Raw genomic sequence first — 24526 nt, 5'->3', positions numbered from 1 at the left:
CCCGTCCCGGCATCGCGCCTGCAACGCCCGCCATGACCGATTCCCTGCTCGACATCGCCCGCCTCGGCGGCACCACCATGGGCACCACCTGGAGTGCGTCGCTGGTGGCGCCTCGCCAGCGCGACCTGCACCCGCTGCACGCCGGCATCCAGGCGCGCCTGGATGAGGTGGTCGCACAGATGAGCACCTGGGAAGCCGGCTCGGATCTGGGCCGCTACAACCGCGCCGACGCGGGCCAATGGTGCCTGCTGCCGGCCGAAACCCGCCATGTACTGGCCGCCGCGCAGGCGATTGCCACTGCCAGTGAGGGCGCCTTCGATCCCACCCTGGGCCCGCTGGTCGCGCTCTGGGGCTTCGGTGCACAGGCCGGCCCGCGCCGCGTGCCCGACGCCGCCACCCTGCAGGCCACCCGCGCCCGCTGCGGCTGGCAGTACCTGCAGTGGCGCGATGATGCGCTGCTGCAACCCGGCGGCCTGGAACTGGATCTTTCTGCGATTGCGAAAGGCTTCGGTGTCGACCACGTCGCCGCCTGGCTGCGCGCACAGGGCATCACCGCTGCGCTGATCGAAGTGGGCGGCGAACTGGCCGGCTACGGCCGCAAGCCCGATGGGCAACCGTGGCGCGTGCTGGTGGAATCGGCACCGGAAGAAGACGCGCACACCGACACGCCGCCGCGCGTGCTGGCACTGGACGGCAAGGCCGTGGCCACCTCGGGCGACCGCTGGCACCAGTACCGGGCCGATGGCCAGGCCTACAGCCACAGCCTGGACCCGCGCAGCGGCATGCCGGTGCGCCAGGTCGCCGCCGCCGTCACCGTGGTGGCCGACGATGCGATGCATGCCGATGCCTGGGCCACGGCGCTGACCGTCCTCGGCCGCGAACAGGGCCTGGCCCTCGCCGAGCGCGAAGGCCTGGCTGCACGCTACCTGGAACGGGCCATCGATGGCCCGCGCGAAACCCTCAGCAGCGCCTTCCAGCGCCTGCTCGACGAGCAGGCCGCATGAGCCCCCGGCCGTCGCGCGCCGTACTCGGCAACCTGATCGTGATGGTGCTGCTGGCCGTGGCCGGCTACGCACTGCTGCGCCTGCACCTGGGCGAAACCTGGTGGCAGGGCGCACCGCCTGCGCGGCATTGGCAGGGCGCGCTGCTGGCGACGGCGCTGTACGCGCTGGCCTGCACCGTACTGTGGTGGCGCGGCCGCCCGCGCGATGACGCCGCCAGCGGTGATGTCACACCGCTGCTGCTGGTGTGGTCCAGCCAGACCGGCTTCGCCCGCGAACTGGCCGAACGCAGCGCCGAGGCTTTGCGCGCCGCCAGCCTGCCGGTGCGCGCGCGCGGCCTGCACGAAGTCGACGCCGCACTGCTGGCGCAGAGCAAGCGTGCACTGTTCATCGCCAGCACCACCGGCGAAGGCGATGCCCCCGACCACGCCCTGCCCTTCCTGCGCCGGGTGATGAGCACCTCGCCCACGCTGGGCCACCTGCAGTTCGGCGTGCTCGCGCTGGGCGACCGCAGCTATGGCCACTTCTGTGCGTTCGGCCACCAGCTCGACGACTGGCTGCGCCAGCACGGCGCGCACCCGATGTTCGATGCAATCGAAGTCGACAACGCCGATCCTGCAGCGCTGCGCCACTGGCAGCAGCTGCTGGGGCAGATCGGCGGCGGCGCCAGCGAACTGCCCGACTGGAGCCCGGCCGACTACCAGCCGTGGCCGCTGCTGCAGCGCGAACACCTCAACCCCGGCAGCCTCGGCGGGCCGGTGTACTGGCTGCGCCTGCAGCCACCGGCCGGCAGCGATGCGCAGTGGCAGGCCGGCGATATCGCCGAAATCGGCCCGCAGCACGCCGCGGCCAGCACGCGCGACTGGCTGCGCGAACGCGACTTCAATCCGGAGCTGCCGCTGGACGATGGCCGCCCCCTGCTGGATCGCGTCGTGCGCTCGCACCTGCCCAGCCTGGTGGCGCCCGGCGACCTGCCCGGGCTGCTGGCTGCACTGCAGCCGCTGCCGCACCGCGAGTATTCGATTGCCTCGGTGATGGCCGATGGCGCGCTGGAACTGCTGCTGCGCCGCCAGCTGCGCGCCGACGGCACGCCCGGCATCGGCAGTGGCTGGCTGTGCGACCACGCCGTGCTGCACGAACCGGTGCAGCTGCGCCTGCGCCGCAACCAGAATTTCCACGGCGTGGCCGCCGAGGTGCCGCTGCTGCTGATCGGCAACGGTACCGGCATCGCCGGCCTGCGGGCGCACCTGCACGAGCGCGCCCACACGGGCGCGCGACGCACCTGGCTGCTGTTCGGCGAACGCTCGGCCGCACACGATTTCCATTTCGGCGACGAGCTGCAGGCGATGCTGTCCGACGGCACGCTGGCACGGCTGGATGCGGTGTTCAGCCGTGATGGCGGCGCGCACCGTTACGTGCAGGACCGGCTGCTGGCCGAGGCCACGACGCTGCGGCAGTGGGTGGAGGAAGGCGCCACGATCCTGGTCTGCGGCAGCCTGCAGGGCATGGCCCCGGCGGTGGACGCGGTGATCGAGCAGGTGCTCGGCGCCGACGGCAAGGAAGCGCTGCTGCTGGCCGGTCGTTACCGGCGCGACGTGTATTGACCCACCGATCGGGGTCGGAGCCCTTTCCGAAGGAAAGGGCTCTGACCCCAACCGCATCCATCACGCCGGGCATGGCCCGGCGCTACCCGGCGGTCGTTACCCGTATGGCCAACAACTCGCCGCCGCCCTGCAATGCATGCCGCTGCCTTACACCGGCGGCCAACCATGCGGTATCTCCTGCCTGCATCGGCGGCAGCCCGCTGTCCGCGCCGAACTCTGCATGCCCGGCCAGCAGGTACAACGCCCAGGCCACGCCCGGTTCGCAGAAGAAGAACATCGACCCCACCAGCGGCCGGTGCAGCAGCTCGGCCTGCAGCTGCTCCCGCTTCCACATCAGGTTGAAATCGTGGGTGGTGCCATCGACGAGCTCGCCGTCCAGCGCTTCCTCGCCGGCAAAGCGCACGCGACCGTGTGGCGGCAGCACCTCGGCCACGCGGCCATCGGCGAAACGCAGGCGCACGCCATTGCCCTGCAGCAGCACCAGCTCGCGCTCCACGCCGGGGAACGCCGAAAACGCGGCGTCCTGTTCGATCTCGGCCACCGACAGGCGCAGCACCCAGTCATCGCCCTGCGCGGGAAGGCGCAGGATCTCGCGGGTCCAGCGCAGGCCATTGCGCCAGCGTTCGCGGCGGTAGTCCAGGCTGGAAATCACCTGGCTCGGGGTGCGCAGCAGAGCTTCTATGTCCATGCGCGCATTGCATCATGCCGCGCGCGTTCGCGCATCACCGCGCAGCCACGCCTGCCTCACCGCACTGCGGCGCCAACAGCCTCGAATGCTGCAGCCATTGCGGATCAGGGTAATAGGCAAACACCAGGGTGCCGCCGCGCAGCGAATCGATCAGCGGCCGCGATACCGACAGGCGCACCGCCGGGCAGCCGAGGCTGCGGCCGAGCCGGCCCTGCAGCCGGGCCATGGTCGGGTTCACGTAGGCCGCGCCGTGAATGACGATGGCACGGCCGCGCGCCTTGTCGTTGAAGCCCGGCTCCAACCCGTCCAGGCGCAACGAATAGCCGTTGCCGCCCATGTAGGTTTCCTGCGCGGTGAACGCACCGATGCTGGACATGAAGCTGCCATCGCGGTTGGAGAAGTGCTCGGTGCGGTTGCCGCCACTATTGCGACCATGCGCCACCCATTCCTCGAACAACAGCCGCTGCCGTGCCAGGTCGAACACCCACAGGCGCTGCTCTGTGGACGGCCGCGAATAATCGATCACCCCCAGCCGCTCGGCCTTGATGCCCAGTTCCGGCCGCTGCAGGGCGCAGCGGAGTGCCGTAGCCGCCAGCTTCAAAACGTGGCGGTCGGCGTTGGGCGCCGTGCGCGCCAGCAGCGCGGTCAGGTCGTCGGTGCTGGCGGTGGCCGGCTGTGCCGCCGCCACCGCGCCACCTGCGGCAAGAAGTGCAAGCAGGCCCCAGGCGGCCTGCCAGCGCGTGCGTGAAGCAATCATGGGCACACGGTATTCACTCAGGACTTCTTCGAGGTGGGCGTGGCCGGCTCGGATTCCAAGACCGGCTGCAACCCCGATTCAGCCGCGCTTGGGCGCACCGCCGGCAGCGAGGTGACCAGCAGGGTCGTGCCCGGCACCAGCACCTGGTACAACTGGCGTGCGAAATCAGTCGGCAGCGCCATCGGCAGCGACGGCGTCGCCAGCAGGTCCGGGGTGGCCTGCGCGCGGTCCTGGCCCAGCAGCGGGTAGGCGGTCCACTGGTGCAGGCGCTGCTGGGTGTCCAGCGGGCTCGGCGTTTCGCTGAAGCCCTGCCCCATCACGAACAGGGTCGTGCCCTGGAACGCCGGCAGCGCATCGGCGCGCAGCGGCGATTCGCCGATCATCACGCCATCGCGCAGCACGTACAGGCGCTGGTCGTGCAGGCTGACCAGGATGCCGACCTGGCCGCTGGGCGCGGCCGCATCATCCCACCAGGCCTTGGCCGGGCTGGCGCCTTCGGTTTCCGGCAGCGCCTGGCCGCGCGCGTTCACCGGTGCCAGCACCGCCGGGTACGCCAGGGTCATCGGCGCGCTTTTGGCGTCGGCCACCACCACCGTATCGCCGCGCTGGGTTTCACTGAACAACTTCTGCGCGAAAGCCTGCGGCAGGCGCACGCAGCCGTGCGAGGCCGGGTGCCCGGGCAGGCTGCCGCCGTGCAGGGCGATGCCGTCCCAGGTCAGCCGCTGCATGTAGGGCATCGGCGCGCTGTTGTAGAGGTTGGATTTGTGGTCCTTGTCCTTCTGCAGGATCGTGAACACGCCGGTCGGCGTTTCATGGCCGGCCTTGCCCGAGCTGATCGTGCTCAGGCCGATGGCGATGCCGTTGCGGTACACGTAGGCGCGCTGCTCATCCAGGCTGACCACCAGCACGATCGGGCCGGCTGGCGACACTTCCGGGTGCCACAGGTATTCACCGGGTTTGAGATCGGTCGGGCCGCGCACTTCGGCGGTGGCGGTGGTGCTCTTGGCGGCAGGCGTCGCGGCCTGCGCCACCAGCGGCAGGGCCAGGGCAAGTGCGAGCATCAGGGGAAGACGGGGCAGGCGCATCCAGCAGATTCCAATCCGTGGGGAACCCTCAACCTACACCATCGGCGGTGAGGCGCCACGCCACATTCTGCATCTGCCAGAAAGAGAAATGCCCGGCGACACAGCCATGTGTCGTACCGGGCACTCGTTACGTCCTTGTCGGCCTGCTGCCACCCCCTCGCATCCTGCGCTGTGGGGGCGGCGTTGCATCCTGCACGCGGCCGCATTCGTCCTGTTTATATCTCAGCCCCTTCCACAGGTCTGTGATGCCACCATCCTGGTGATTGGTGCCGCATCCCTGCGACGGTCGGTGGGCACGGCCTTCCTGTCCGTGTCCGATGAACCAGCCTCCTGCCGGTCCCGACGATCCTGCTGTCAACGCCTGGGTACAGAGCGCACCGGTACCGATCCGGGTACCGGATCCGCTGGCAACATCGTGTTGCCGACGGTGATCCGCTGTCGATTCCGTTCGACGATTGCTGTCCCTATCCCCTTCACCTGCGTCAGGTCCTCGACGCGATGAAACGGGCCATGTCTGCGCCGGTGCTCGACGATTGCCGCGGCCTTTACGGCCCCGACCATCGCCAGTCCCTGCTGAAGCGCCTGGGCATCGGCCCGGTTGATGTCGATCGGCTCGGCGGCTTGCGCCCCCACCACCCACATCACCAGCACCAACGCCCTGAACACGACTGACCAAGGCACGACGTGTATCTCCTTGTGGTTCTGGCCGTCCCGACCGGCAATCCCGTCGGTCGAAACAGTGTCCGCCACCACATGTGCACAGCCTATCGGTTTCGGCGATTTCTAAAAGCCAGCCAAATACCCGACGTGCTGTAGGAAAAACCCTACCCCCGGCACAGGCGTAGAATGGCGGCATCACATGCCCATGCAACCGGAGTTTCAGATGGACAGCGCCAAGCTCGGCCAATTCGTCAATGACAAGTGGGACAGCGAGATCGTCCCGCAGTTGGTCGACTACATCCGCATCCCCAACAAGTCGCCGATGTTCGACGCCAATTGGGTACAGAACGGCTACATGGAACAGGCGGTCACCCTGATGGAAAACTGGGCCAAGGCCCAGCAGCTGCCCGGCCTGAAGGTCGAGGTGGTGCGCCTCGAAGGCCGCACCCCGCTGATTTTCCTGGAAATTCCCGCCACCGGCGCCGAGACCGGCGACGACACCATCCTGCTGTACGGGCATCTGGACAAGCAGCCGGAAATGACCGGCTGGGATGACGACCTCGGCCCGTGGACCCCGGTCCTGCGCGGCGACAAGCTGTATGGCCGCGGCGGCGCCGACGACGGTTACGCCATCTTCGGCTCGCTGGCCGCGGTGCTGGCCCTGCAGGCCCAGGGCCTGCCGCACGCCCGCTGCGTGGTCCTCATCGAAGCCTGTGAAGAGTCCGGCAGCTACGACCTGCCAGCCTACGTCGACCACCTGGCTGACCGCATCGGCAAGCCGTCGCTGGTGGTCTGCCTGGATTCGGGCTGCGCCAACTACGACCAGCTGTGGTGCACCACCTCCCTGCGTGGCCTGACCGGCGGCAACTTCACGGTCAAGGTGCTCAACGAAGGCGTGCATTCCGGCGATGCCTCCGGCGTGATCCCGTCCAGCTTCCGCCTGCTGCGGCAGATCCTGTCGCGCATCGAGGACCAGGAGACCGGCCGCATCCTGATCGACGGCATGAACGTGGAGATCCCGGCCGAGCGCCAGGCCCAGGCCAAGCGTGCCGCCGAAGTGGTTGATACCGAGATCTTCGAGAAGTTCCCGATGGTCGACGGCCTGCGCCCGATGAACGAGGACCTGACCGAGCTGGTGCTCAACCGCACCTGGCGCCCGGCGCTGTCGGTCACCGGCGTGGGCGGCATGCCGCCGCTGGAATCGGCCGGCAACGTGCTGCGCCCGCAGACCTCGGTAAAGCTGTCGCTGCGCCTGCCGCCGACCGCCGACGGCAAGACCTGCGGCGAACTGCTGAAGGAAGCACTGCTGCGCGATCCGCCGAACGGCGCCCAGGTCACCCTGGACCTGGAAAAGGCCTCCACCGGCTGGAACGCCCCGGCCATGGCGCCGTGGCTGACCCAGGCCATCGACGACGCCAGCCAGGCCTTCTTTGGCAAGCCGGCGATGTACATGGGCGAAGGCGGCTCGATCCCGTTCATGGGCATGCTGGGTGAGAAGTTCCCGGGCGCCCAGTTCATGATCACCGGCGTGCTCGGCCCGCACTCCAACGCGCACGGTCCGAACGAATTCCTGCACATCCCGATGGGCAAGAAGGTCACCGCCTGCGTGTCGAAGGTCATCAGCGAGCACTACGCCGCCAGCCTGCGTGGCGAGACCAGCGGCTCGCCGGTGGCTGCCGACAGCGGCACCCGCCACGGCGACCACGGCTGCTGCTGATCGCACACCCGTGACGGACGCAGCCTGGCCTTGCTAGGCTGCGTCCACCCCAAGCGGAACGCATGCACATGAATGGTCTGTTCGGCAGCAGCAGCTGGCTGTACATCCTGCTGGTCGGTTTCTTCGTCGGCCTGCTCGGGCGTTTCTTCATGCCCGGCAACAACCGCATGGGCTGCCTGCTGACCATCGTGCTCGGCATCGTCGGCGCCCTGGTGGCCGGCTGGTTCGGCCAGTACATGGGCTGGTATTCCCCCGGCGAGCCGGCGGGTTTCCTCGGCGCGGTGGTCGGCGCGGTGGCCGTGCTGGCGCTAATGCGGCTGTTCACCCCACGCCGCTGATACCCCTCTTCCCTCTTTCCCCCTGAGCTTGGCGCGTCCGTGGCGCCCGGAACTGCCTGCATGACCGAACCTGCTTCCGATCCCCAGCGCAGCGCGCAGCGCCTGCAGTGGGCCCGCACCCAGCTGGACGATGCCAACGCGGTGGTCGAACGCGCCTCGGTCGACGCCGGCCTGCGCAGCTACTGGCGCACCACCAGCACGCGCGGCAGCCACATCGTGATGGATGCCCCGCCCGCTCTGGAAGACCCGCAGCCGTGGCTGCGCATGCGCGGCCTGCTGCACGACCACGGCCTGCGCGTGCCTGCCCTGCTGGCCGGGGATCTCGAAGCCGGTTTCCTGCTGCTGGAAGATCTCGGTGGCCCGACCCTGGCCAAGGTGCTGGACGAGCGCAATGCCGATGCCTGGTTCAGCCGTTCCATCGACCAGCTGCTGCGCCTGCAGGCGATTCCGGTGCCCGACGATTTTGGCCGCTTCGGCGAAGCGCTGCTGCAGCGTGATGCCGGCCTGTTCGACGAATGGTTCCTGCAGCGCCACCTCGGCATCACCCTCGACGGCGCCGAGGCCGAGGGTCTGCAGCAGGCACAGCGCCTGCTGATGGACAACGCGCTGGGCCAGCCCCAGCTGATGACCCATCGCGACTACATGCCGCGCAACCTGATGCCGGTCGACGATGGTCCGGCCATCCTCGATTTCCAGGACCTGGTGCGTGGCCCGATCGCCTACGACGCGGTGAGCCTGTTCAAGGACGCGTTCCTGAGCTGGCCGCTGCCGCGCGTGGATGCCTGGCTGGCGCAGTACCACCAGCGCGCGCTCGACGCTGGCCTGCCGGTACCCGACCGTGCCACCTTCCTGCGCGATGCCGACTGGATGGGCATCCAGCGCCACCTGAAGTGCCTGGGCATCTTCAGCCGCCTGCGCTACCGCGACAACAAGGGCCACTATCTGGACGACGTGCCGCGCTTCATCGGCTACCTCGATGAAGTACTGCCACGCTACTCCGAACTGGCCGCGCTGCAGCAGCTGCTGGACGAACGCATCAAGCCGGCACTGGCCGACCTGGCCGCACCGATGCGCGTGGTGCGCTGATGAAAGCGCTGATCTTCGCCGCCGGCCTCGGCGAGCGCATGCGCCCGCTGACCCTGCACACGCCCAAGCCGCTGCTGGCAGTGGCCGGCAAGCCGCTGATCGTGTGGCACCTGGAGCGGCTGGCCGCGCTGGGCATACGCGAGGTGGTGGTCAATACCGCCTGGCTGGCCGAGCAGTTCCCGGCCACGCTGGGCGATGGCAACCAATGGGGCCTGCAGCTGCACTTCGTGCACGAAGGCGAAACCCCGCTGGAAACCGGCGGCGGCATCCTCAATGCCCTGCCGCTGCTGGGCGATGCGCCGTTCCTGGTGGTCAACGGCGATATCTGGACGGACTTCGATTTCGCCACCCTGCCCGCCGAACCGCAGGGCAAGGCGCATCTGGTACTGGTGGACAACCCGGCGCAGCACCCCGAGGGCGATTACCGCCTGGATGCGCAGGGCCTGCTGCACCACGACCGCACCGGGCCGTGCCTGACCTACGCTGGCATCGGCGTGTACCGGCCGTCGATCGTGGCGGACTGGCGCGCGGTGATCGGCGATGCGCCGGGCAGCGAACGCGTACCGCCGAAGTTTTCGGTGGTGCCGCTGCAGAAGCATTTCATGGCGCAGGGGTTGATGACCGGGCAGCACCATCGCGGGCGCTGGACCGATGTCGGGACAGTGGATCGGCTGCGCGCGCTGGATACGGAGTTGGCAGCGAACCGCTGAGCCCCTCGTGGCTGGATGCCTGATTGGTAGAGTCGAGCTTGCTCGACTGCAAAGCCGTGCTTGGCCGGGCAGGATGGGTACGGACAATTTCCGTGCGCGTCCAGCCACGGAAAAGAAAACGAAAAGCAAAAGCGGATCGCGTCGCTACGCTCGCTCACTTGCTCCTGTAGAGCCGAGCCCGCGCTCGGCTGCCTTTGGCCGTCCGCCAGAATTCAAGAAAGCCGAGCATAGGCTCGGCTCTACAGAAACAAATCATCCACGCATGGCGTGGATCTACTGTGTCGACCAAGGTCGACACCCACCAAGAGCGGAGCACATCAGATCCGAGGTCGAATTCCGAGGCCACCGGCCAACTGTCGAAGGCGGGGCGCTGTGGGCTTGCGGGTGTGAGCCGCATGGATGCGGCGATCAAGCCCCCGTGGATGGGTTTACGGCGTCCCCGCAAGCCCACAGCGCCCCACCTCCCCTCAGGAAGCCAGCACTTGATTTTGACGTTGCTCTGGCTTGCAGCGGGTGCAGGGCAGCAGCCCTGCAAAGAAAACCCCACCCTCAGTACCGGGGCCGGCCTTCTTCCAGCACCTGGCGCAGGAACGGCACCGTGATCCGCCGCTTCGCCGCCAGCGACTCCCGGTCCAGCCAGTCCAGCAGCGTGATCAGCCCACCCAGCTCGCGCCCGGTGTGCGACAGCAGCCACTCGATGGCCGCCTCGTCGATAGCCAGCCCGCGCCGCAGCGCGCGCTCGCGCAGCACCGCCGCCCGGCCTTCCTCGTCCAGCGGCTGCAGCAGCACCCGCACGCACTGGCCCAGCCGCGAACGCAGGTCCGGCAGCACCAGGCCCAGTTCGCCCGGCGCGTGCTGCGCCGTGTACAGCACTGCTACCCCCGCCGCGCGCGCGCGGTTGTGGAAGTCGAACAGCGCGATCTCGTCCTCGCGGTGGCCCGCCACCGCATCCAGGCCGTCCAGCGCCACCAGCTCGCGCTGCTCCAGGCCATCCAGCGCCGCCGCCACCCGGCCGACCGCGCCGGCCAGCGGCACGTAGGTCGGCAGGCGCCCGGCCTGCTGCGCGCTGGAACACATCGCCAGCGCCTGGTGGGTCTTGCCAGTGCCCGCCGCACCTTCCAGGTAGACCCAGTCATGGCTGGCGCCCACCGCGATCGCACGCAGCTGCGCCAGCGCGCCATCCGGCGCGCCGATGAAGGTCTCCAGGCGCTGGTCCCGCGGGTAATGCAGGGCCAGCGGAAGTTGCGGCACACCAATCACTTCGGGTCCGGGCCGTGCTCGTAGGGGTCGAGGATGATATGGGGTGCGTCGATCACGCCATCAAGCACGATGGCCGGCTTTTCGCCGACGTACAGCTCGCTCTGCCGGTAGCGCTGGTGCGCATAGCGCAGCAGCACGTTGCTGACCGCCGCTACCGGCAGCGCCAGCAGCATGCCGAGGAAGCCGAACAGCTGGCCACCGGCCATCACCGCGAAGATCACCGCCACCGGGTGCAGGCCGATCTTGTCGCCGACGATGCGCGGGGTCAGGACGTAGCTTTCCAGCAGCTGGCCCACGGTGAACACCACGCCCACCAGCAGCAGCAGCTTCAGGTCGATGCCCTGCGCCTGCACCAGCGCCGCCACCACCGCCATCACGATGCCGGTGGTCGCGCCCAGGTACGGGATGAAGCTGATCAGGCCGGCCACCAGGCCGATCAACAGGCCCAGCTTCAGGCCGACCAGCGACAGGCCGGCAGCGTAGATCACGCCCAGCGCCACCATCACCAGGAACTGGCCACGGATGAACGCACCCAGCACCTCGTTGGATTCGCGCGCCAGGTTGGTGATCGTGCCGATGTGGTTGCGCGGGATCACCGAGGCGACGCGCTCGACCAGCTTGTCCCAGTCACGCAGGAAGTAGAACGCCAGGATCGGCAGCAGCGCCAGGTTGACCATCCAGGTCACTACGGTGAAGCCCGAGCGCGAGACGTAGCCCATGAAGGTCGTGGCGAAGCCGCCGGCCTGCTGCCAGTGGCTGCGCACCCACTCGATCAGCCGGTCCGGGTCCATCCACTGCATCACTTCCAGGCCGGTCTTCTGCTCGAACCACGGGATGGCGGTCTGCATCAGCCAGGCCTGCGCCTGCGGCACGGCGGCCATCAACGTGGTGATCTGGCGCTCGATCATCGGCACCAGCACCAGCAGCAGCGCGGTCACCACCAGCACCATCGCCACGAACACCAGCACCACGCCGGTGTTGCGCGAGCGGCCGGTGGCCTCGATGCGGTCGACCAGCGGGTCACCCAGCCAGGCCAGCGCCAGGGCCAGCACGAACGGGGTCAGTATGGGGGCCAGCAGCCACACCACCCAGCCGATCAGCAGGGCGACGGCCACGTACTTCAGCCGTCGCAGGAACTGCGCGATTTCCGCCTCCGGGGATTGGATCATCGCAGTCTGTACTCGTTGCTGACCTGGGCCGGCTGCGGTGCGCCGGTGCTGTCATCGATCGGCGCCGGCAAGGCCGGCAGGGTTGCCGACGGCACCAGCACGCCGTTGTCGCCCAGCATGCGGTTGAAGCCGGCCAGACCGGTGGTCATTTCCAGGTTCAGCTCCAGGTGGTCGGCCGTCGCCCGCAGCGGGGTGACGTTGCGCACCACCGGCACCTCGCGCAGGCCGGCGGCCAGGCGCAGGTATTCATCGGTGCTGTTGATGCCGGTCACCACCACACGGTAGGTACCGGCCGCACCGGTGGCCGCGCCCGCCTTCGCGTAGCGCTTGACCAGGGCATCGGCGGCGCCGTCGGCACCGGCGGCCATGGCGCGCATGGCGTTGGCGTCCTTGGTGGTCCACTTGTTCAGCTCGCGGCCGTTGTCGACGAACACCCAGTCCGCCTGCCAGCCGCCATTGGCGCGGTACAACTTGCCGATCAGCTGCATCGGCGGCGAGTAGCGCGACGAAGCACGGGACACCGCTGCGCTGTCCTGGCGCCAGATGGCCCCGGCCAGCGCCTGTTCGGCGGCACCACCGCTGGGCAGGCCCAGCTTGTAGCCACGCTCGATGGCGCGGTTCAGCAGCGGACGGGCCGCATTGGCCTGCTGCACGCTGACCAGGCGCGGGCCACTGCCGTCATCCACGGCCAGCCAGACCACCGGCTTCGGCCGCGGCTGCGGCCACAGCGGCAGGCCCAGGGCCGAGGCCAGCGCATCGACGTCATCCTCGCGGAAGCGGGCGACCAGCAGGGTCCGGTAACTGGGGGCGCCACTGGCGCCGACGCTCTGGTCCTGCTTGAAGTCGTAGCTGGCCACGTAATCCTTGGCGTTGCGCAGGGCCTGCACGACGCCCGGGCGCGCGGTCACGTTGCGGTCGCCGGACAACTTGCCCAGAACCACGCTCAGGGCACGGGCCAGGCCACCGTTGCGGTCGGCCTCGGCCTGGCTGTTGACGGGCACTTCGGCCTCGTAGGCACCACTGGCGGTGGCGACATCTCCCTCGGTGCGAAGGGCGCTCTGGGCCATCGTGGCCACCGGCAGGCACAACGCAAGGAGCAGGGCGGGAATAAGGCTGCGGCGCATCAGGACATCCATTGGCTCGACGTATCCGGGGGGAATTGTTGCCCGAATACGGACTTTGCGCCAATGCGGCCTGTTAAAATCGTCCATTCAACCCCTGCCAGCGCCGACGCCCGTGACCAACACCCCGTCTTCCGCCCCCTCCCCCCTCACCTACCGTGACGCGGGTGTCGACATCGACGCCGGCAACGAGCTGGTCGAGCGGATCAAGCCCCTGGTCAAGCGCAGCTTCCGTCCGGAAGTGATGGGCGGCCTGGGCGGCTTCGGCGCCCTCTTCGACCTGTCCAACAAGTACCGCGAGCCGGTGCTGGTGTCGGGCACCGACGGCGTCGGCACCAAGCTGAAGCTGGCCCACCAGCTGAACCGCCACGATACGATCGGCATCGACCTGGTCGCCATGTGCGTCAACGACGTGCTGGTGCAGGGCGCCGAGCCGCTGTTCTTCCTGGACTACTTCGCCACCGGCAAGCTGGACATCGACACCGCCGCGGCGGTCGTGGGCGGCATCGCCAACGGCTGCACCGAGGCCGGCTGCGCGCTGATCGGCGGCGAAACCGCTGAAATGCCCGACATGTACGCCCCGGGCGAGTACGACCTGGCCGGCTTCACCGTCGCCGCGGTCGAAAAGAGCGAACTGAAGGACGGCGCCAGCGTGGCCGCCGGCGACGTGCTGATCGGCATCGCCTCCTCCGGCCCGCACTCCAACGGCTACTCGCTGGTGCGCCGCATCTACGACCGCGCCGGCCAGCCGGCCGACCTGGAGCTGGAAGACGGCGTCAAGCTGGTCGACGCGCTGATGGCGCCGACCCGCCTGTACGTCAAGCCGATCCTGTCGCTGCTGAAGTCGCACGGCGCCGCCATCCACGGCATGGCCCACATCACCGGTGGCGGCCTGACCGAGAACATCATCCGCGTGGTGCCCGACGGCCTCGGCCTGGACATCCAGGCCTCGGCCTGGCCGCTGCCGCCGGTGTTCCAGTGGCTGCAGAAGGAAGGCGCGGTGGTCGACAGCGAGATGTGGCGCACCTTCAACTGCGGCATCGGCTTCGTGCTGATCGTCGCCCCGGAGCAGGTCGCCGCGGTGTCCGAAGCCGTGCAGGCGCAGGGCCTGGACCACTGGCCGATCGGCCAGGTGGTCACCGCCAGCGGCGCCGAACGCGTCCGCATCGCCTGATCGGCACCCCAGGAGCCCGCATGGACGCTACGCCCCCGTTGTCCGCCGCACCGGTGCCGCCCCCGGCAGCGGTGGTGCCCGCACTGACCGCACAGGACATCGACCACCTGCGCCTGCTGTCGATCTTCCATTACGTGGTGGCCGGCCTGGCCGCTGTGTTCGGGCTGATCTTCTGCATGCACATCGTGATGGGCATCGCCATGCTCAGCGGCGCCCTGCCGATGAACTCCAACGGCCAGGCCACGCCGCTGCACGAGCAGCAGTTCATGGGCTGGATGTTCATCATCATGGGCGGCTGCGCGGTGTCCTTCGGGCTGGGCCTGGCGGGCTTCATCGCCTATGCCGGGCGCTGCCTGAAGCAGCGGCGCCGGCACCTGCTGTGCATGGTGGTGGCTGCCATCGCCTGCCTGTTCACCCCGTTCGGCACTGTGCTGGGCGTGTTCACCCTGGTCGTGCTGCTGCGCCCCCAGGTGAAGGCGGCCTTCGAAGCCAACGCGCCTTCCCACCTCTGAGACACCCGATGGCCGCCGCATGACCGCACGCATCGCCGTACTGGCCTCCGGCCGTGGCAGCAACCTGCAGGCGATCCTTGATGCGATCGACGCCGGGCGCCTGCCGGCCGAGGTGGCAGGGGTCTTCTCCGACCGCCCCGACGCAGCGGCACTACAGCGCGTCGAGCCCGGCCAGCGCTGGGCACACGCGCCGAAGACCTTCAGCGACCGCGCCGCGTACGAACAGGCGCTGGGCGATGCCGTGCAGGCGGCGGCCCCGGACTGGATCGTCTGCGCCGGCTACATGCGCATCCTCGGCGCCGACTTCGTGCAGCGCTTCAACGGCCGCCTGATCAACATCCATCCGTCGCTGCTGCCGCTGCACAAGGGCCTGCACACCCACGCCCGCGCGCTGGAAGCCGGCGATGTCGAGCACGGCGCCAGCGTGCACCTGGTCGTGCCGGAGCTGGATGCCGGCACCGTGCTGGCCCAGGCACGCGTGCCGGTGCTGGCCGGCGATGACGCAGACAGCCTCGCAAATCGGGTGCTGGCGGTCGAACATCCGCTGCTGATCGCCACCCTGCAGCTGCTGTGCGGCGGTCGCCTGGCTGAACGGGAGGGTCAGCCGACACTCGACGGTCACCCCCTGTTTAGCCCGTTGGCTCTAGATTCCGCCGGGAACCTGAACCGGTAACGCCCGTGCACACGCCCCGCTGACTGCGGGGCTGGCATCCTGCCTCCCTCCTGCGGTTCCTGCCCGCCATGAAGAACACGCCTCCGTTGCGCAAATTCCTGCTGCTGCCGTTCGCCGCGCTCGCTTTCGCCGCCTGGGCACAGACCCCGCCGCCGGCCGGGCGCGCGCCTGTGAGCCAGGCACCGCCGGAACCGGCCGTGCCCGCGTTGCCGGCGATGGCCTGGGAGCCGCCGCCGCTGCAGCCGTTCAGCGCCACCTACCAGGCCTTCTACAAGGGCAAGGAAGCGGGCGATGCGACCATGCAGGTCAGCCACACCGGCGGCAACCAGTGGCGGGTGGACATGCAGGTGGTCGGCCGTCGCGGCTTCGCCAGCGTGCTCGGCCTGAACCTGGAGCAGAGCACCGTGTTCGAGGAGCGCAATGGCGTCTACGCGCCCTTGAGCCAGAGCACCGTGCGCAAGGGCCTGTTCCTGGGCAAGAAGGCGGTGGGCACCTACAACTGGGAAGCCGGCACCGCGCAGTGGACCGGTGACGTGAAGAAGGACCGCGCCCAGCCCATCCCGCTGCAGCCCGGCGACCAGAGCGCGCTGCTGCTGAACCTGTCGCTGATGCGCGATGCCCGCCCCGGCGCGGTGATGCACTACCGCTACGTCGAACTGGGCAAGGTGCGCCAGCACGATTACCAGGCCGCCGCACAGACCGAGAACGTCGAGGTCGGCGACCTGTCCTACAACGCACTGAAGGTGTACCGCACCAACGGCGGCAAGAACGAAACCATTCTGTGGATCGCCAACGGTGTCCCCACCCCGGTACGCATCCTGCAACGCGAAGATGGCGAGGACCGTGTCGACCTGCGCCTGATCGAATACCAAGGAGTATGAGCATGACGACCCTGACCCGCCCGCTGACCTGGATCGCTGCTGCCGCACTGTCGGTGGCCAGCCTGCCGGCCATGGCCCTGCAGCCGTTCAAGGCCGATTACCTGGCCAGCTACATGGGCATGCAGGCCAACGGCACCATGACCCTGGCCAACGAAGGCACCGGCAAGTGGCGCTACAACCTGCAGGTGAAGAACCAGCTGGCCGACCTCAGCCAGAGCACCGTGTTCGAGGAAGTGCGTGGCCAGCTGCGCCCGCTCAGCAGCCAGGACCGCTCGGCGCTGCTGGTGAAGAAGCGCAACGTGCAGGCCAACTACAACTGGACCAGCAACCAGGCCACCTGGACCGGCGACATCAAGCCGGACCGCGCCGGCCCGGTCGCGCTGAAGGCCGGTGACATGGATGCGCTGCTGATCAACCTGGCGATCGCCCGCGACCTGGCCGCCGGCAAGCCGCTGACCTATCGCATGGTGGACGAAGGCCGCATCAAGAACCTGACCTACAAGGTCGTGGGCAAGGAAGCGGTGACCGTGGGCGGCAAGAGCTACCAGGCCACCAAGGTCTCGCGCGTGGACGGCGACAAGGAACAGATCGCCTGGATCGTACCCGAGTTCCCGGTGCCGACCCGCATCCTGCAGCGCGAAGGCGGACGCGACGCGCTGGACCTGACCATCAAGGCGTTGAACTGACGCGCGCGGGGTCGGATCCCTTTCCATCGGAAAGGGCTCTGACCCCATTCATTCTTCCGCGCTGCGCGCTCGCCGGGCATGGCCCGGCGCTACCGTAAGAAGAACGCCCGCTTGCGCGGGCGTTTTTCTTACTTCTTCTCTTCGGCTGCGGCCGGCGTGAACTCGGTACGGCAGTCCACCCGGATCTGCTGGCCACTGCTGCGCCAGACGAAGGTGCGGCAATGGCGGTTGCCTTCCTGGCTGTCGTTCACCGCAACGGCATAGAACGACTGGATGATCTCGTCACGGGTGACCGTGCCATCGCCATTCCAGTCCATGTCCTTCTGCTCGATGCCCTTGGTGATGGCCAGGTTGGCGTACCAGGCATAGCCCAGCCACGCCAGCACGATCAGCACCAGGGCCAGCAGCGCCTTGCGGCGGGGGCTGAAGCGGCCGCGCAGGATCACGGCACGCGCCGGATGGTGGCACCGAGCGAAGACAGCTTCTCTTCGATGTTCTCGTAGCCACGGTCGAGGTGGTAGATGCGGTCGATGGTGGTGTCACCGTCGGCCATCAGGCCGGCCAGGATCAGCGACGCCGACGCGCGCAGATCGGTCGCCATCACCGGCGCACCGCTCAGGCGCTCGTGGCCGCGGGCGATCGCCGTGTGGCCTTCCACCTGGATGTCCGCGCCCAGGCGCAGCAGTTCGTTGACGTGCATGAAACGGTTCTCGAAGATCGTTTCGTTGATCACGCCGACGCCGTCGGCCACGCAGTTGAGCGCCATGAACTGCGCCTGCATGTCGGTCGGGAACGCCGGGTACGGCGCGGTGGTCAGGTTGACCGCCTTCGGCCGCTTGCCCTGCATGTCCAGGGTGATGCTGTCTTCGGTGGTCTCGATGGTCGCACCGGCCTCGACCAGCTTGGACAGCACGGCGTCCATGGTGTTCGGGCGCGCGCGGTTCACGGTCACCTTGCCGCCGGTCATCGCCGCAGCCACCAGGAAGGTGCCGGTCTCGATGCGGTCGGGCAGCACTTCATGGCGGCCACCGGACAGGCGCTCGACGCCTTCGATGACCAGGCGGGCGGTGCCCAGGCCTTCGATCTTCGCGCCCAGGGCGATCAGGCAGTGCGCCAGGTCGGTCACTTCCGGTTCCATCGCGGCGTTGTCGAGGACGGTGGTGCCCTCGGCCAGCACGGCGGCCATCAGCACGTTCTCGGTGCCGGTGACGCTGACCATGTCGAAGGTGAAGTGGCCCCCCTTCAGGCGCTTGGCGGTGGCCTTGATGAAGCCGTTCTCGACCACGATGTCCGCACCCAGCGCCTGCAGGCCCTTGATGTGCTGGTCGACCGGGCGCGAACCGATGGCGCAGCCACCGGGCAGCGACACTTCGGCCGCACCGAAGCGGGCCAGCAGCGGGCCCAGCACCAGGATCGAGGCGCGCATGGTCTTGACCAGCTCATACGGTGCCACGTGCTGGTTGACCGAGCGCGGGTCGACCACGATCGCGCTGCCGCGCGACAGGGTGCCCTGGTCGATGGTGACCCTGGCCCCCAGTTCGCCCAGCAGCTTCACCGTGGTGACCACGTCGTGCAGGTGCGGCACGTTGGTGATCTCCACCGGCGCATCGGCCAGCAGGGTCGCGCAGAGGATGGGGAGGACGGCGTTCTTCGCGCCGGAGATGCTCACTTCACCGTGCAGCGCAGCGCCGCCGGTCACAACGATCTTGGCCATGTATTGGGAATCTTCTGCGGTTCAGCCGGCTTCGGCCGGGGTCACGGTTTTCAGCGCCAGCGCGTGGATCGCGCCGCCCATCAGGTCGCCCAGGGTGGCATAGACCATCCGGTGGCGGGCCAGCGGCATCTTGCCGGCGAAGGCCTCACAGACCACGGTCGCTTCGAAATGCACGCCATCGTCACCGCGCACGTCGGCGCGGGCGCCCGGCAGGCCGGTTTCGATCAGGTTGCGGATGGTGTCAGCGTCCAACGGGCTTTCCTAATAAAATGAACCCTCATTCTACTTCCGCTGCGTGGCGTCCGCATGGCCGAGTCCTCCCTGCCCCCCCGTTCCGTCGATCCCGCCGCCCTGGTGGCGAGCGGCCGCCGCGTGTTCGAGATCGAGCAGCAGGCGCTGCAGGCCGTCGCCAACGGGCTGGGCGAGGCGTTCCAGCAGGCCTGCCAGGCCATCCTGGGCAGCCGCGGCCGGGTGGTCGCCACTGGCATGGGCAAGTCCGGCCACGTCGCCCGCAAGATCGCCGCCACCCTGGCCTCGACCGGCACCCCGGCCTTCTACGTGCACCCGGGCGAGGCCGGCCACGGCGACCTGGGCATGATCACCGAGGACGACGTCGTGCTGGCCCTGTCCTATTCGGGTGAATCGGACGAGGTGCTGATGCTGCTGCCGGTGCTCAAGCGCCAGGGTAACGTTTTGATTTCCATGACCGGCCGCCCGCAATCCAGCCTGGCAAAGGCCGCCGACGTGCACCTGGACGTCAGCGTGCCGGCCGAGGCCTGCCCGCTTGCGCTGGCGCCGACCTCCAGCACCACCGCCTCGCTGGCGATGGGCGATGCGCTGGCCGTGGCCCTGCTCGACGCGCGCGGCTTCACCGCCGACGATTTCGCCCGCTCGCACCCGGCCGGCAGCCTCGGCCGCCGCCTGCTGCTGCACATCACCGACGTGATGCACAGCGGCGAGGACCTGCCCAAGGTCGATGCCGAGGCCAGCCTCAGCCAGGCACTGGTCGAGATGAGTCGCAAGCGGCTGGGCATGACCGCCGTGGTCGATGCCCAGGGCGTGCTGATCGGCCTGTTCACCGACGGCGACCTTCGCCGCGCGCTGGATACCGAGCTTGACGTGCGCACGGCGAAGATCGCCGAGGTGATGACCCGCAACCCGCGCACCATCGGCGCCGACCAGCTGGCGGTGGAAGCCGCGCGGCTGATGGAGACCCACAAGATCAACGGCCTGATCGTGGTCGATGGCCAGGGCCGCGCGGTCGGCGCGCTGAACATTCATGACCTGTTGCGGGCCCGGGTGGTTTAACCGAGAGTCGGTAGACCCCATTCAGACTGTACCCCGCACCCGCCCCAATCGAGCCTGATGCCCTGATGCCCTGGTCCCCCCTGCCCGCCTTCCCCGCCCACCTGCATGCTACCGCGGCCCGTATCCGCCTGGCCTGCTTCGACGTGGACGGCACCCTCACCGACGGTCGGCTGTACTACGACAAGGACGGCAACGAGAGCAAGGCGTACTTCGTGCAGGATGGTCTGGGTCTGAAACTGCTGCAGCAGCATGGCATCCACCCCGTGCTGATCACCGCGCGCAACAGCCAGTCGGCGCTGCGCCGCGGTGCCGACCTGGGCATCGACACCCAGATCGCGGTGGGCGACAAGCTGGCCAGCGTGCAGGCGCTGTGCGCCCAGCACGGCATCGGCCTGGACCAGGTGGCGTTCATGGGCGACGACCTGCCGGACCTGGCGCCGCTGGGCGCGGTCGGCCTGGCCGTGGCCCCGGCCAACGCCCACCCGTGGATCGCCGAGCGCGTGCACTGGACCACCCGCAGCGACGGCGGCCGTGGCGCCGCCCGTGAGCTCTGCGACGTGCTGCTGGCCGCGCAGGGGCACATCGATGCGGTGCTGGCGAGGTTCGGCGCATGAATGCTCCGACGCTGAACTGGCGCACCGTGCTCGGCATCGGCCTGCTGCTGGCGGCCCTGCTGAGCAGCTGGGCCGCCCTGCGCAACCGCGACAAGGGCCCGGTGCAGACCGGCCAGGACGTCGGCGTGGATTACATCCTGCACGATTTCCAGATCGTGGCGCTGGACGAACAGGGCAAGGAATCGACCACCCTGCGCGCACCACTGCTGGAGCGCCAGCGCGGCGACCAGACCATCAACATCACCACCCCGCTGTTCGAGATGCCCGACAAGGACGGCCAGCACTGGACCCTGCGCTCGCAGACCGGCTGGCTCAGCGCCAAGGGCGACCAGATGAAGCTGCGCGGTGACGTTTCCGGCGACAGCCCGGCCGCCCCCGGCGTGGTGCCCACCACCTTCCGTACCGACCACCTGGACGTGTTCCCGAAGGAAAGCCGCGCCCGTACCGATGCCCGGGTCACCATGACCCGCCCGGGCATGGAACAGTCCGGCGTCGGGTTCGAGGTGGATTCGAAGAACAACACGTATCATTTCCTCAGCCAGTCCAAGGGCCGCTACACGCCCCAACGCTGATTCCGCCGCTGGCCCGCGACGTCGCCATTGCGACTGGCGCAGGGCCGCAGCCCCCACCCGCCGCCCGGCCTGACCGGGCAGCCTCACCGGTAGAACGGACCCCGATGAAGATTCCCTTTGCTGCCGTGCTCGCCCTTGGTCTCCTGGTCCCCGCCTTCGCGCAGGCCAAGTCCACCGACCGCAACGAGCCCATGAACATCGATGCCGGCGCACAGGCCGGCAACCTCACCGGCGACGGCAAGACCACGCTGTCGCAGGGGGTCGTCATCACCCAAGGCTCGCTGGACCTGCGTTCGTCCGAGGCCGAGATCTACATGAAGGACGGCGAGGCCGTGCGTGCCGTGTTCACCGGCAAGCAGGCCAAGATGAAGCAGCAACTCGATGACGGCACCTGGATGGACGCGGTGGCCGACAAGATCGACTATGACATCAAGACCGAGATCATCACCCTCACCGGCAACTACAAGGTGACCAGCGCGCGCGGTACCAATGCCGGCCAGCGCATGGTCTACAACACCCGTACCGGCGAGATGAATTCCGGTGGCGACGGCAGCCGCGTGCGTACCGTCATTCCGCCCAAGAACAAGACGCCTGCAGCGCCGGCGGCCGGGAGCAAGAAGTAATGCTTGTCGCCAAGGGCCTGCGCAAGAAGTACAAGCAGCGCGAAGTCGTCAAGGACTTCGGGCTGACCCTCGATGCCGGTGAAGTGGTCGGCCTGCTCGGCCCCAACGGCGCCGGCAAGACCACCTGCTTCTACATGATCGTGGGCCTGGTGGAGGCCGATGCCGGCAGCATCGTGCTCGATGGCCAGGACATCACCGGCGACCCCATGTACACGCGCGCCAAGCAGGGCGTGGGCTACCTGCCGCAGGAACCGTCGGTGTTCCGCAAGCTGACCGTGGCCGACAACCTCCGCCTGGTGCTGGAGCTGCGCGACGATCTGGATTCGGCCGGCCGCGAGCGCGAACTCAGCGGCCTGCTCGACGAACTGCAGCTGGGCCACGTGGCCGACCAGCTCGGCGCCAGCCTGTCCGGCGGTGAACGCCGTCGCTGCGAGATCGCCCGCGCACTGGCCGCCAAGCCGCGCCTGATCCTGCTCGACGAACCCTTCGCCGGCGTCGATCCGATCTCGGTCGGCGAGATCCAGCGCATCGTCACCCATCTCAAGCAGCGCGGCATCGGTGTGCTCATCACCGACCACAACGTGCGCGAAACCTTGGGAATCTGCGACCGCGCGTATATCCTCGCAGAGGGCACCGTCCTCGCCCAGGGCTCGCCGGAAGCGATCCTGGACAACGCCGACGTCCGTCGCGTCTACCTTGGAGATTCCTTCAAGCTGTGACCGCGGACGCCGGGCCCATCCCCTCCGTTTCGGCATAGGCATGAAAACTCGGCTGCAGACATCGTTGGGACAGCAGCTGGTGTTGACACCACAGCTGCAGCAGGCGATCAAGCTGCTGCAGATGTCCACCACCGAGCTGGAGCTGGAAATCGCCCAAGCGGTGGAAAGCAACCCGCTGCTGGACTGGGCCGACAGCAGCGATGCCGGTGCCGGTGCCAGCGGCGACAGCGCCGATGACGGCGGTGCCGACAGCGATGCGCCGCCGGAACCGGCCGCGCCCAGCGGCGACGACTGGGCCCCGGCCGAGCTGGACTGGAACAACCCCGGCAGCAGCGGCAGTTTTGACGACGATGAAGACACCGGCAGCGCCGCCGAGCGCGTGGCCGAGGTCGAGACGCTGGCCGACCACCTGCTGTGGCAGCTGCACCTGTCGCATCTGTCGATGCGCGACCGCAGCATCGGCGCGGCGCTGATCGATGCGCTGGAAGAAGACGGCTACCTGCGCGAGCCGCTGGCGACCATCGCCGAAACCCTGCTGCCGGCCATCCATGCCGGCGAAGACGAGATCCTCACCGTGCTGCACCAGGTGCAGCGCTTTGACCCGGTGGGCGTGGCCGCGCGCTGCCTGGGCGAATGCCTGCAGCTGCAGCTGGACGTGCTGCCCGCCGACACCCCCGGCCTGGCGCTGGCCCGGCAGGTCGCCGCCGGCCCGCTGGAGCGCCTGCCGCGCAGCGGCGTGGCCGGCCTGGCCCAGGAACTGAAGCAGCCGCTGGCCGAGGTCGAGACCGCGGTCGCCCTGCTGCGCTCGCTGGACCCGCGCCCCGGCATCCAGATCGCACCGCTGGCGCAGGACACCTACGTGGTGCCGGACGTGGTGGTGTGGCGGCAGAACGGCCTGTGGCGCGCCGCCCTGGCCGCCCACGCCGGGCCCAAGGTGATCATCCACCGCGGCTACGAACAGATGATCCGCCGCTGCGGCGACGCCGACGCCGGTTACCTGCGCGCGCAGCTGCAGGAAGCGCGCTGGCTGCTCAAGGGCCTGCAGGCGCGCGGCGAGACCCTGCTGCGGGTGGTGCGCAGCCTGATCCAGCAGCAGGCCGGCTTCCTCGAATTCGGTGAACAGGCACTGCGCCCGCTGACCCTGCGCGAGATCGCCGCCGAACTGGGCCTGCACGAATCCACCGTGTCGCGGGCGATCGCCCGCAAGCACGTGCGCACGCCGCGCGGCACCCTGCCACTGCGCGCGTTCTTTGCATCCGGCATCGACACCGAAGGCGGTGGCGAAGCATCCAGTACCGCCATCCAGGCGATGATCCGCCGCCTGATCGATGACGAAAACCCACGCAAGCCGCTTTCTGACGCCAAGCTGGCTGACCTGCTCAAAACGTCGGGAATTCCAGTAGCGCGGCGCACCGTGGCGAAGTATCGTGAGGCCATGAACATCTCCGCCTCGCACGAAAGGGTCAGAATCGCTTGACGCGCCGCCGCGCCCGGCGGAGAGGTTCATTGGCACATCCGAACACAGGAGAAACCCGATGCGCATCGAAACGTTTGGCAAAGATGTCGAAGTCACCCCGGCCCTGCAGTCGTATGTTGAAGAAAAGCTGGCCCGGGTCGGAAAGCACTTCGACCAGCACTGCGAAGCGCGGGTAACCCTCAAGCTGCAGAAGACCGAACACCACGTCGACGCCAGCCTCAATATTCCCGGCCAGACCCTGCACGCCGAAGCCGGCGGCCAGACCATGTATGCCGCCATCGACGTGCTGGCAGACAAGCTCGACCGTCTGGTGATCAAGCACAAGGAGAAAAAACAGCAGCACGCACCGCTGCCGGTGGGCGACAATGGCGGCTGAT

The 24526-nt window shown here is 68.6% G+C and carries 28 protein-coding genes; 18 read left to right on the top strand and 10 right to left on the bottom strand.

What is annotated here, in order from left to right; genetic code table 11:
* The first annotated feature begins 32 nt into the window (after positions 1-32).
* Together DCO49_RS04495 and DCO49_RS04490 are read left to right on the top strand one after the other, a co-directional pair.
* The gene (locus DCO49_RS04495; RefSeq protein WP_116862996.1) at positions 33-1004 is read left to right on the top strand and encodes an FAD:protein FMN transferase; all 972 of its coding nucleotides are present in this window, start codon (positions 33-35) and stop codon (positions 1002-1004) included.
* The gene (locus DCO49_RS04490; RefSeq protein ID WP_116862995.1) at positions 1001-2605 is read left to right on the top strand and encodes a sulfite reductase subunit alpha; all 1605 of its coding nucleotides are present in this window, start codon (positions 1001-1003) and stop codon (positions 2603-2605) included. Before DCO49_RS04495 ends, DCO49_RS04490 begins: the two co-directional genes overlap by 4 nt.
* Before the next feature lie 82 nt (positions 2606-2687).
* Here the strand turns inward: DCO49_RS04490 and DCO49_RS04485 are convergent, their stop codons facing one another.
* From DCO49_RS04485 to DCO49_RS04470, 4 genes are all read right to left on the bottom strand, one after another.
* The gene (locus DCO49_RS04485) at positions 2688-3293 is read right to left on the bottom strand and encodes a HutD family protein (RefSeq protein WP_116862994.1); all 606 of its coding nucleotides are present in this window, start codon (positions 3291-3293) and stop codon (positions 2688-2690) included.
* Positions 3294-3327: 34 nt separating this feature from the next.
* Positions 3328-4050: a murein L,D-transpeptidase catalytic domain family protein gene (locus tag DCO49_RS04480; RefSeq protein ID WP_116862993.1), complete on the bottom strand. Its 723-nt coding sequence runs from the start codon at positions 4048-4050 to the stop codon at positions 3328-3330.
* A gap of 17 nt (positions 4051-4067) precedes the next feature.
* A complete protein-coding gene (locus DCO49_RS04475; RefSeq protein WP_116862992.1) occupies positions 4068-5135 on the bottom strand; it encodes a L,D-transpeptidase in 1068 nt (355 codons plus the stop codon).
* A gap of 354 nt (positions 5136-5489) precedes the next feature.
* Entirely contained in the window at positions 5490-5885 is a 396-nt protein-coding gene (locus DCO49_RS04470) for a helix-hairpin-helix domain-containing protein (RefSeq protein ID WP_243402660.1), read from the bottom strand.
* 133 nt (positions 5886-6018) lie between these two features.
* Here DCO49_RS04470 and DCO49_RS04465 point away from each other — a divergent pair, with 133 nt between their 5' ends.
* From DCO49_RS04465 to murU, 4 genes are all read left to right on the top strand, one after another.
* A complete protein-coding gene (locus DCO49_RS04465) occupies positions 6019-7512 on the top strand; it encodes a M20 family metallopeptidase (protein WP_116862990.1) in 1494 nt (497 codons plus the stop codon).
* 68 nt (positions 7513-7580) lie between these two features.
* Positions 7581-7850, top strand: a complete 270-nt coding sequence (locus tag DCO49_RS04460) for a GlsB/YeaQ/YmgE family stress response membrane protein (RefSeq protein WP_079220926.1) — start codon at positions 7581-7583, stop codon at positions 7848-7850.
* A 60-nt stretch (positions 7851-7910) separates the two neighbouring features.
* On the top strand, positions 7911-8936 hold the full coding sequence (locus DCO49_RS04455) for a phosphotransferase (RefSeq protein WP_116862989.1): 1026 nt from the start codon (positions 7911-7913) through the stop codon (positions 8934-8936).
* Positions 8936-9646, top strand: coding sequence for an N-acetylmuramate alpha-1-phosphate uridylyltransferase MurU (gene murU, locus DCO49_RS04450; RefSeq protein WP_116862988.1), 711 nt, complete (start codon positions 8936-8938; stop codon positions 9644-9646). The genes DCO49_RS04455 and murU overlap by 1 nt, the downstream gene beginning before the upstream one ends.
* A 549-nt stretch (positions 9647-10195) precedes the next feature.
* Here murU and hda read toward each other — a convergent pair.
* From hda to DCO49_RS04435, 3 genes are read right to left on the bottom strand one after another with little or no spacing between them, the layout of a single operon-like run.
* Positions 10196-10903 carry a DnaA regulatory inactivator Hda gene (gene hda, locus DCO49_RS04445; protein ID WP_116863017.1) on the bottom strand — a complete coding sequence of 236 codons (708 nt, stop codon included), beginning with the start codon at positions 10901-10903 and terminating at the stop codon, positions 10196-10198.
* Positions 10903-12075 (bottom strand): AI-2E family transporter, encoded by a 1173-nt coding sequence (locus tag DCO49_RS04440; RefSeq protein ID WP_116862987.1) that lies wholly within the window; start codon positions 12073-12075, stop codon positions 10903-10905. Before DCO49_RS04440 ends, hda begins: the two co-directional genes overlap by 1 nt.
* The gene (locus tag DCO49_RS04435) at positions 12072-13199 is read right to left on the bottom strand and encodes a DUF2066 domain-containing protein (RefSeq protein WP_243402659.1); all 1128 of its coding nucleotides are present in this window, start codon (positions 13197-13199) and stop codon (positions 12072-12074) included. Before DCO49_RS04435 ends, DCO49_RS04440 begins: the two co-directional genes overlap by 4 nt.
* A 112-nt stretch (positions 13200-13311) precedes the next feature.
* Here DCO49_RS04435 and purM point away from each other — a divergent pair, with 112 nt between their 5' ends.
* The 5 genes from purM to DCO49_RS04410 all read left to right on the top strand — a co-directional run bounded on the left by purM (position 13312) and on the right by DCO49_RS04410 (position 17122).
* Positions 13312-14370 carry a phosphoribosylformylglycinamidine cyclo-ligase gene (gene purM / locus DCO49_RS04430; RefSeq protein WP_108768048.1) on the top strand — a complete coding sequence of 353 codons (1059 nt, stop codon included), beginning with the start codon at positions 13312-13314 and terminating at the stop codon, positions 14368-14370.
* A 20-nt stretch (positions 14371-14390) separates the two neighbouring features.
* Entirely contained in the window at positions 14391-14882 is a 492-nt protein-coding gene (locus DCO49_RS04425; protein WP_116862985.1) for a hypothetical protein, read from the top strand.
* A 19-nt stretch (positions 14883-14901) separates the two neighbouring features.
* The gene (purN, locus tag DCO49_RS04420; RefSeq protein WP_116862984.1) at positions 14902-15555 is read left to right on the top strand and encodes a phosphoribosylglycinamide formyltransferase; all 654 of its coding nucleotides are present in this window, start codon (positions 14902-14904) and stop codon (positions 15553-15555) included.
* Positions 15556-15623: 68 nt separating this feature from the next.
* Complete coding sequence (locus DCO49_RS04415; protein WP_116862983.1) at positions 15624-16436, top strand: DUF3108 domain-containing protein; 813 nt, start codon at positions 15624-15626, stop codon at positions 16434-16436.
* Positions 16437-16438: 2 nt separating this feature from the next.
* Positions 16439-17122, top strand: coding sequence for a DUF3108 domain-containing protein (locus DCO49_RS04410; protein WP_116862982.1), 684 nt, complete (start codon positions 16439-16441; stop codon positions 17120-17122).
* Positions 17123-17250: 128 nt separating this feature from the next.
* On the opposite strand, the gene DCO49_RS04405 is transcribed toward DCO49_RS04410, so the two are convergent.
* The 3 genes from DCO49_RS04405 to DCO49_RS04395 are packed head-to-tail and all read right to left on the bottom strand — an operon-like array spanning position 17251 to position 19088.
* Positions 17251-17568 carry an EF-hand domain-containing protein gene (locus DCO49_RS04405; protein WP_116862981.1) on the bottom strand — a complete coding sequence of 106 codons (318 nt, stop codon included), beginning with the start codon at positions 17566-17568 and terminating at the stop codon, positions 17251-17253.
* On the bottom strand, positions 17565-18836 hold the full coding sequence (gene murA / locus DCO49_RS04400; RefSeq protein ID WP_116862980.1) for a UDP-N-acetylglucosamine 1-carboxyvinyltransferase: 1272 nt from the start codon (positions 18834-18836) through the stop codon (positions 17565-17567). The genes DCO49_RS04405 and murA overlap by 4 nt, the downstream gene beginning before the upstream one ends.
* 21 nt (positions 18837-18857) lie before the next feature.
* Positions 18858-19088 (bottom strand): BolA family protein, encoded by a 231-nt coding sequence (locus DCO49_RS04395; RefSeq protein WP_021202589.1) that lies wholly within the window; start codon positions 19086-19088, stop codon positions 18858-18860.
* 54 nt (positions 19089-19142) lie between these two features.
* Here DCO49_RS04395 and DCO49_RS04390 point away from each other — a divergent pair, with 54 nt between their 5' ends.
* The 7 genes from DCO49_RS04390 to raiA all read left to right on the top strand — a co-directional run bounded on the left by DCO49_RS04390 (position 19143) and on the right by raiA (position 24525).
* Positions 19143-20144 carry a KpsF/GutQ family sugar-phosphate isomerase gene (locus tag DCO49_RS04390; protein WP_116862979.1) on the top strand — a complete coding sequence of 334 codons (1002 nt, stop codon included), beginning with the start codon at positions 19143-19145 and terminating at the stop codon, positions 20142-20144.
* Between the two features lie 65 nt (positions 20145-20209).
* Entirely contained in the window at positions 20210-20758 is a 549-nt protein-coding gene (locus DCO49_RS04385; protein ID WP_108746100.1) for an HAD hydrolase family protein, read from the top strand.
* Positions 20755-21330, top strand: coding sequence for an LPS export ABC transporter periplasmic protein LptC (lptC, locus tag DCO49_RS04380; RefSeq protein ID WP_116862978.1), 576 nt, complete (start codon positions 20755-20757; stop codon positions 21328-21330). Before DCO49_RS04385 ends, lptC begins: the two co-directional genes overlap by 4 nt.
* Positions 21331-21434: 104 nt before the next feature.
* Positions 21435-21953 carry a lipopolysaccharide transport periplasmic protein LptA gene (lptA, locus tag DCO49_RS04375; RefSeq protein WP_108768038.1) on the top strand — a complete coding sequence of 173 codons (519 nt, stop codon included), beginning with the start codon at positions 21435-21437 and terminating at the stop codon, positions 21951-21953.
* Positions 21953-22672: an LPS export ABC transporter ATP-binding protein gene (gene lptB, locus DCO49_RS04370; protein WP_108768037.1), complete on the top strand. Its 720-nt coding sequence runs from the start codon at positions 21953-21955 to the stop codon at positions 22670-22672. Before lptA ends, lptB begins: the two co-directional genes overlap by 1 nt.
* A 40-nt stretch (positions 22673-22712) precedes the next feature.
* Positions 22713-24149 carry an RNA polymerase factor sigma-54 gene (locus tag DCO49_RS04365; RefSeq protein WP_116862977.1) on the top strand — a complete coding sequence of 479 codons (1437 nt, stop codon included), beginning with the start codon at positions 22713-22715 and terminating at the stop codon, positions 24147-24149.
* 58 nt (positions 24150-24207) lie between these two features.
* A complete protein-coding gene (gene raiA, locus DCO49_RS04360; protein ID WP_079220898.1) occupies positions 24208-24525 on the top strand; it encodes a ribosome-associated translation inhibitor RaiA in 318 nt (105 codons plus the stop codon).
* The last annotated feature ends 1 nt before the right edge of the window (position 24526 follow it).

Origin of the sequence: Stenotrophomonas sp. SPM (assembly GCF_003105135.1) — a bacterium.
In the GTDB taxonomy this organism is placed as follows: domain Bacteria; phylum Pseudomonadota; class Gammaproteobacteria; order Xanthomonadales; family Xanthomonadaceae; genus Stenotrophomonas.
Note: the sequence above shows the minus strand (reverse complement) of the source record. Positions and strands in the feature narration are given on the sequence as shown.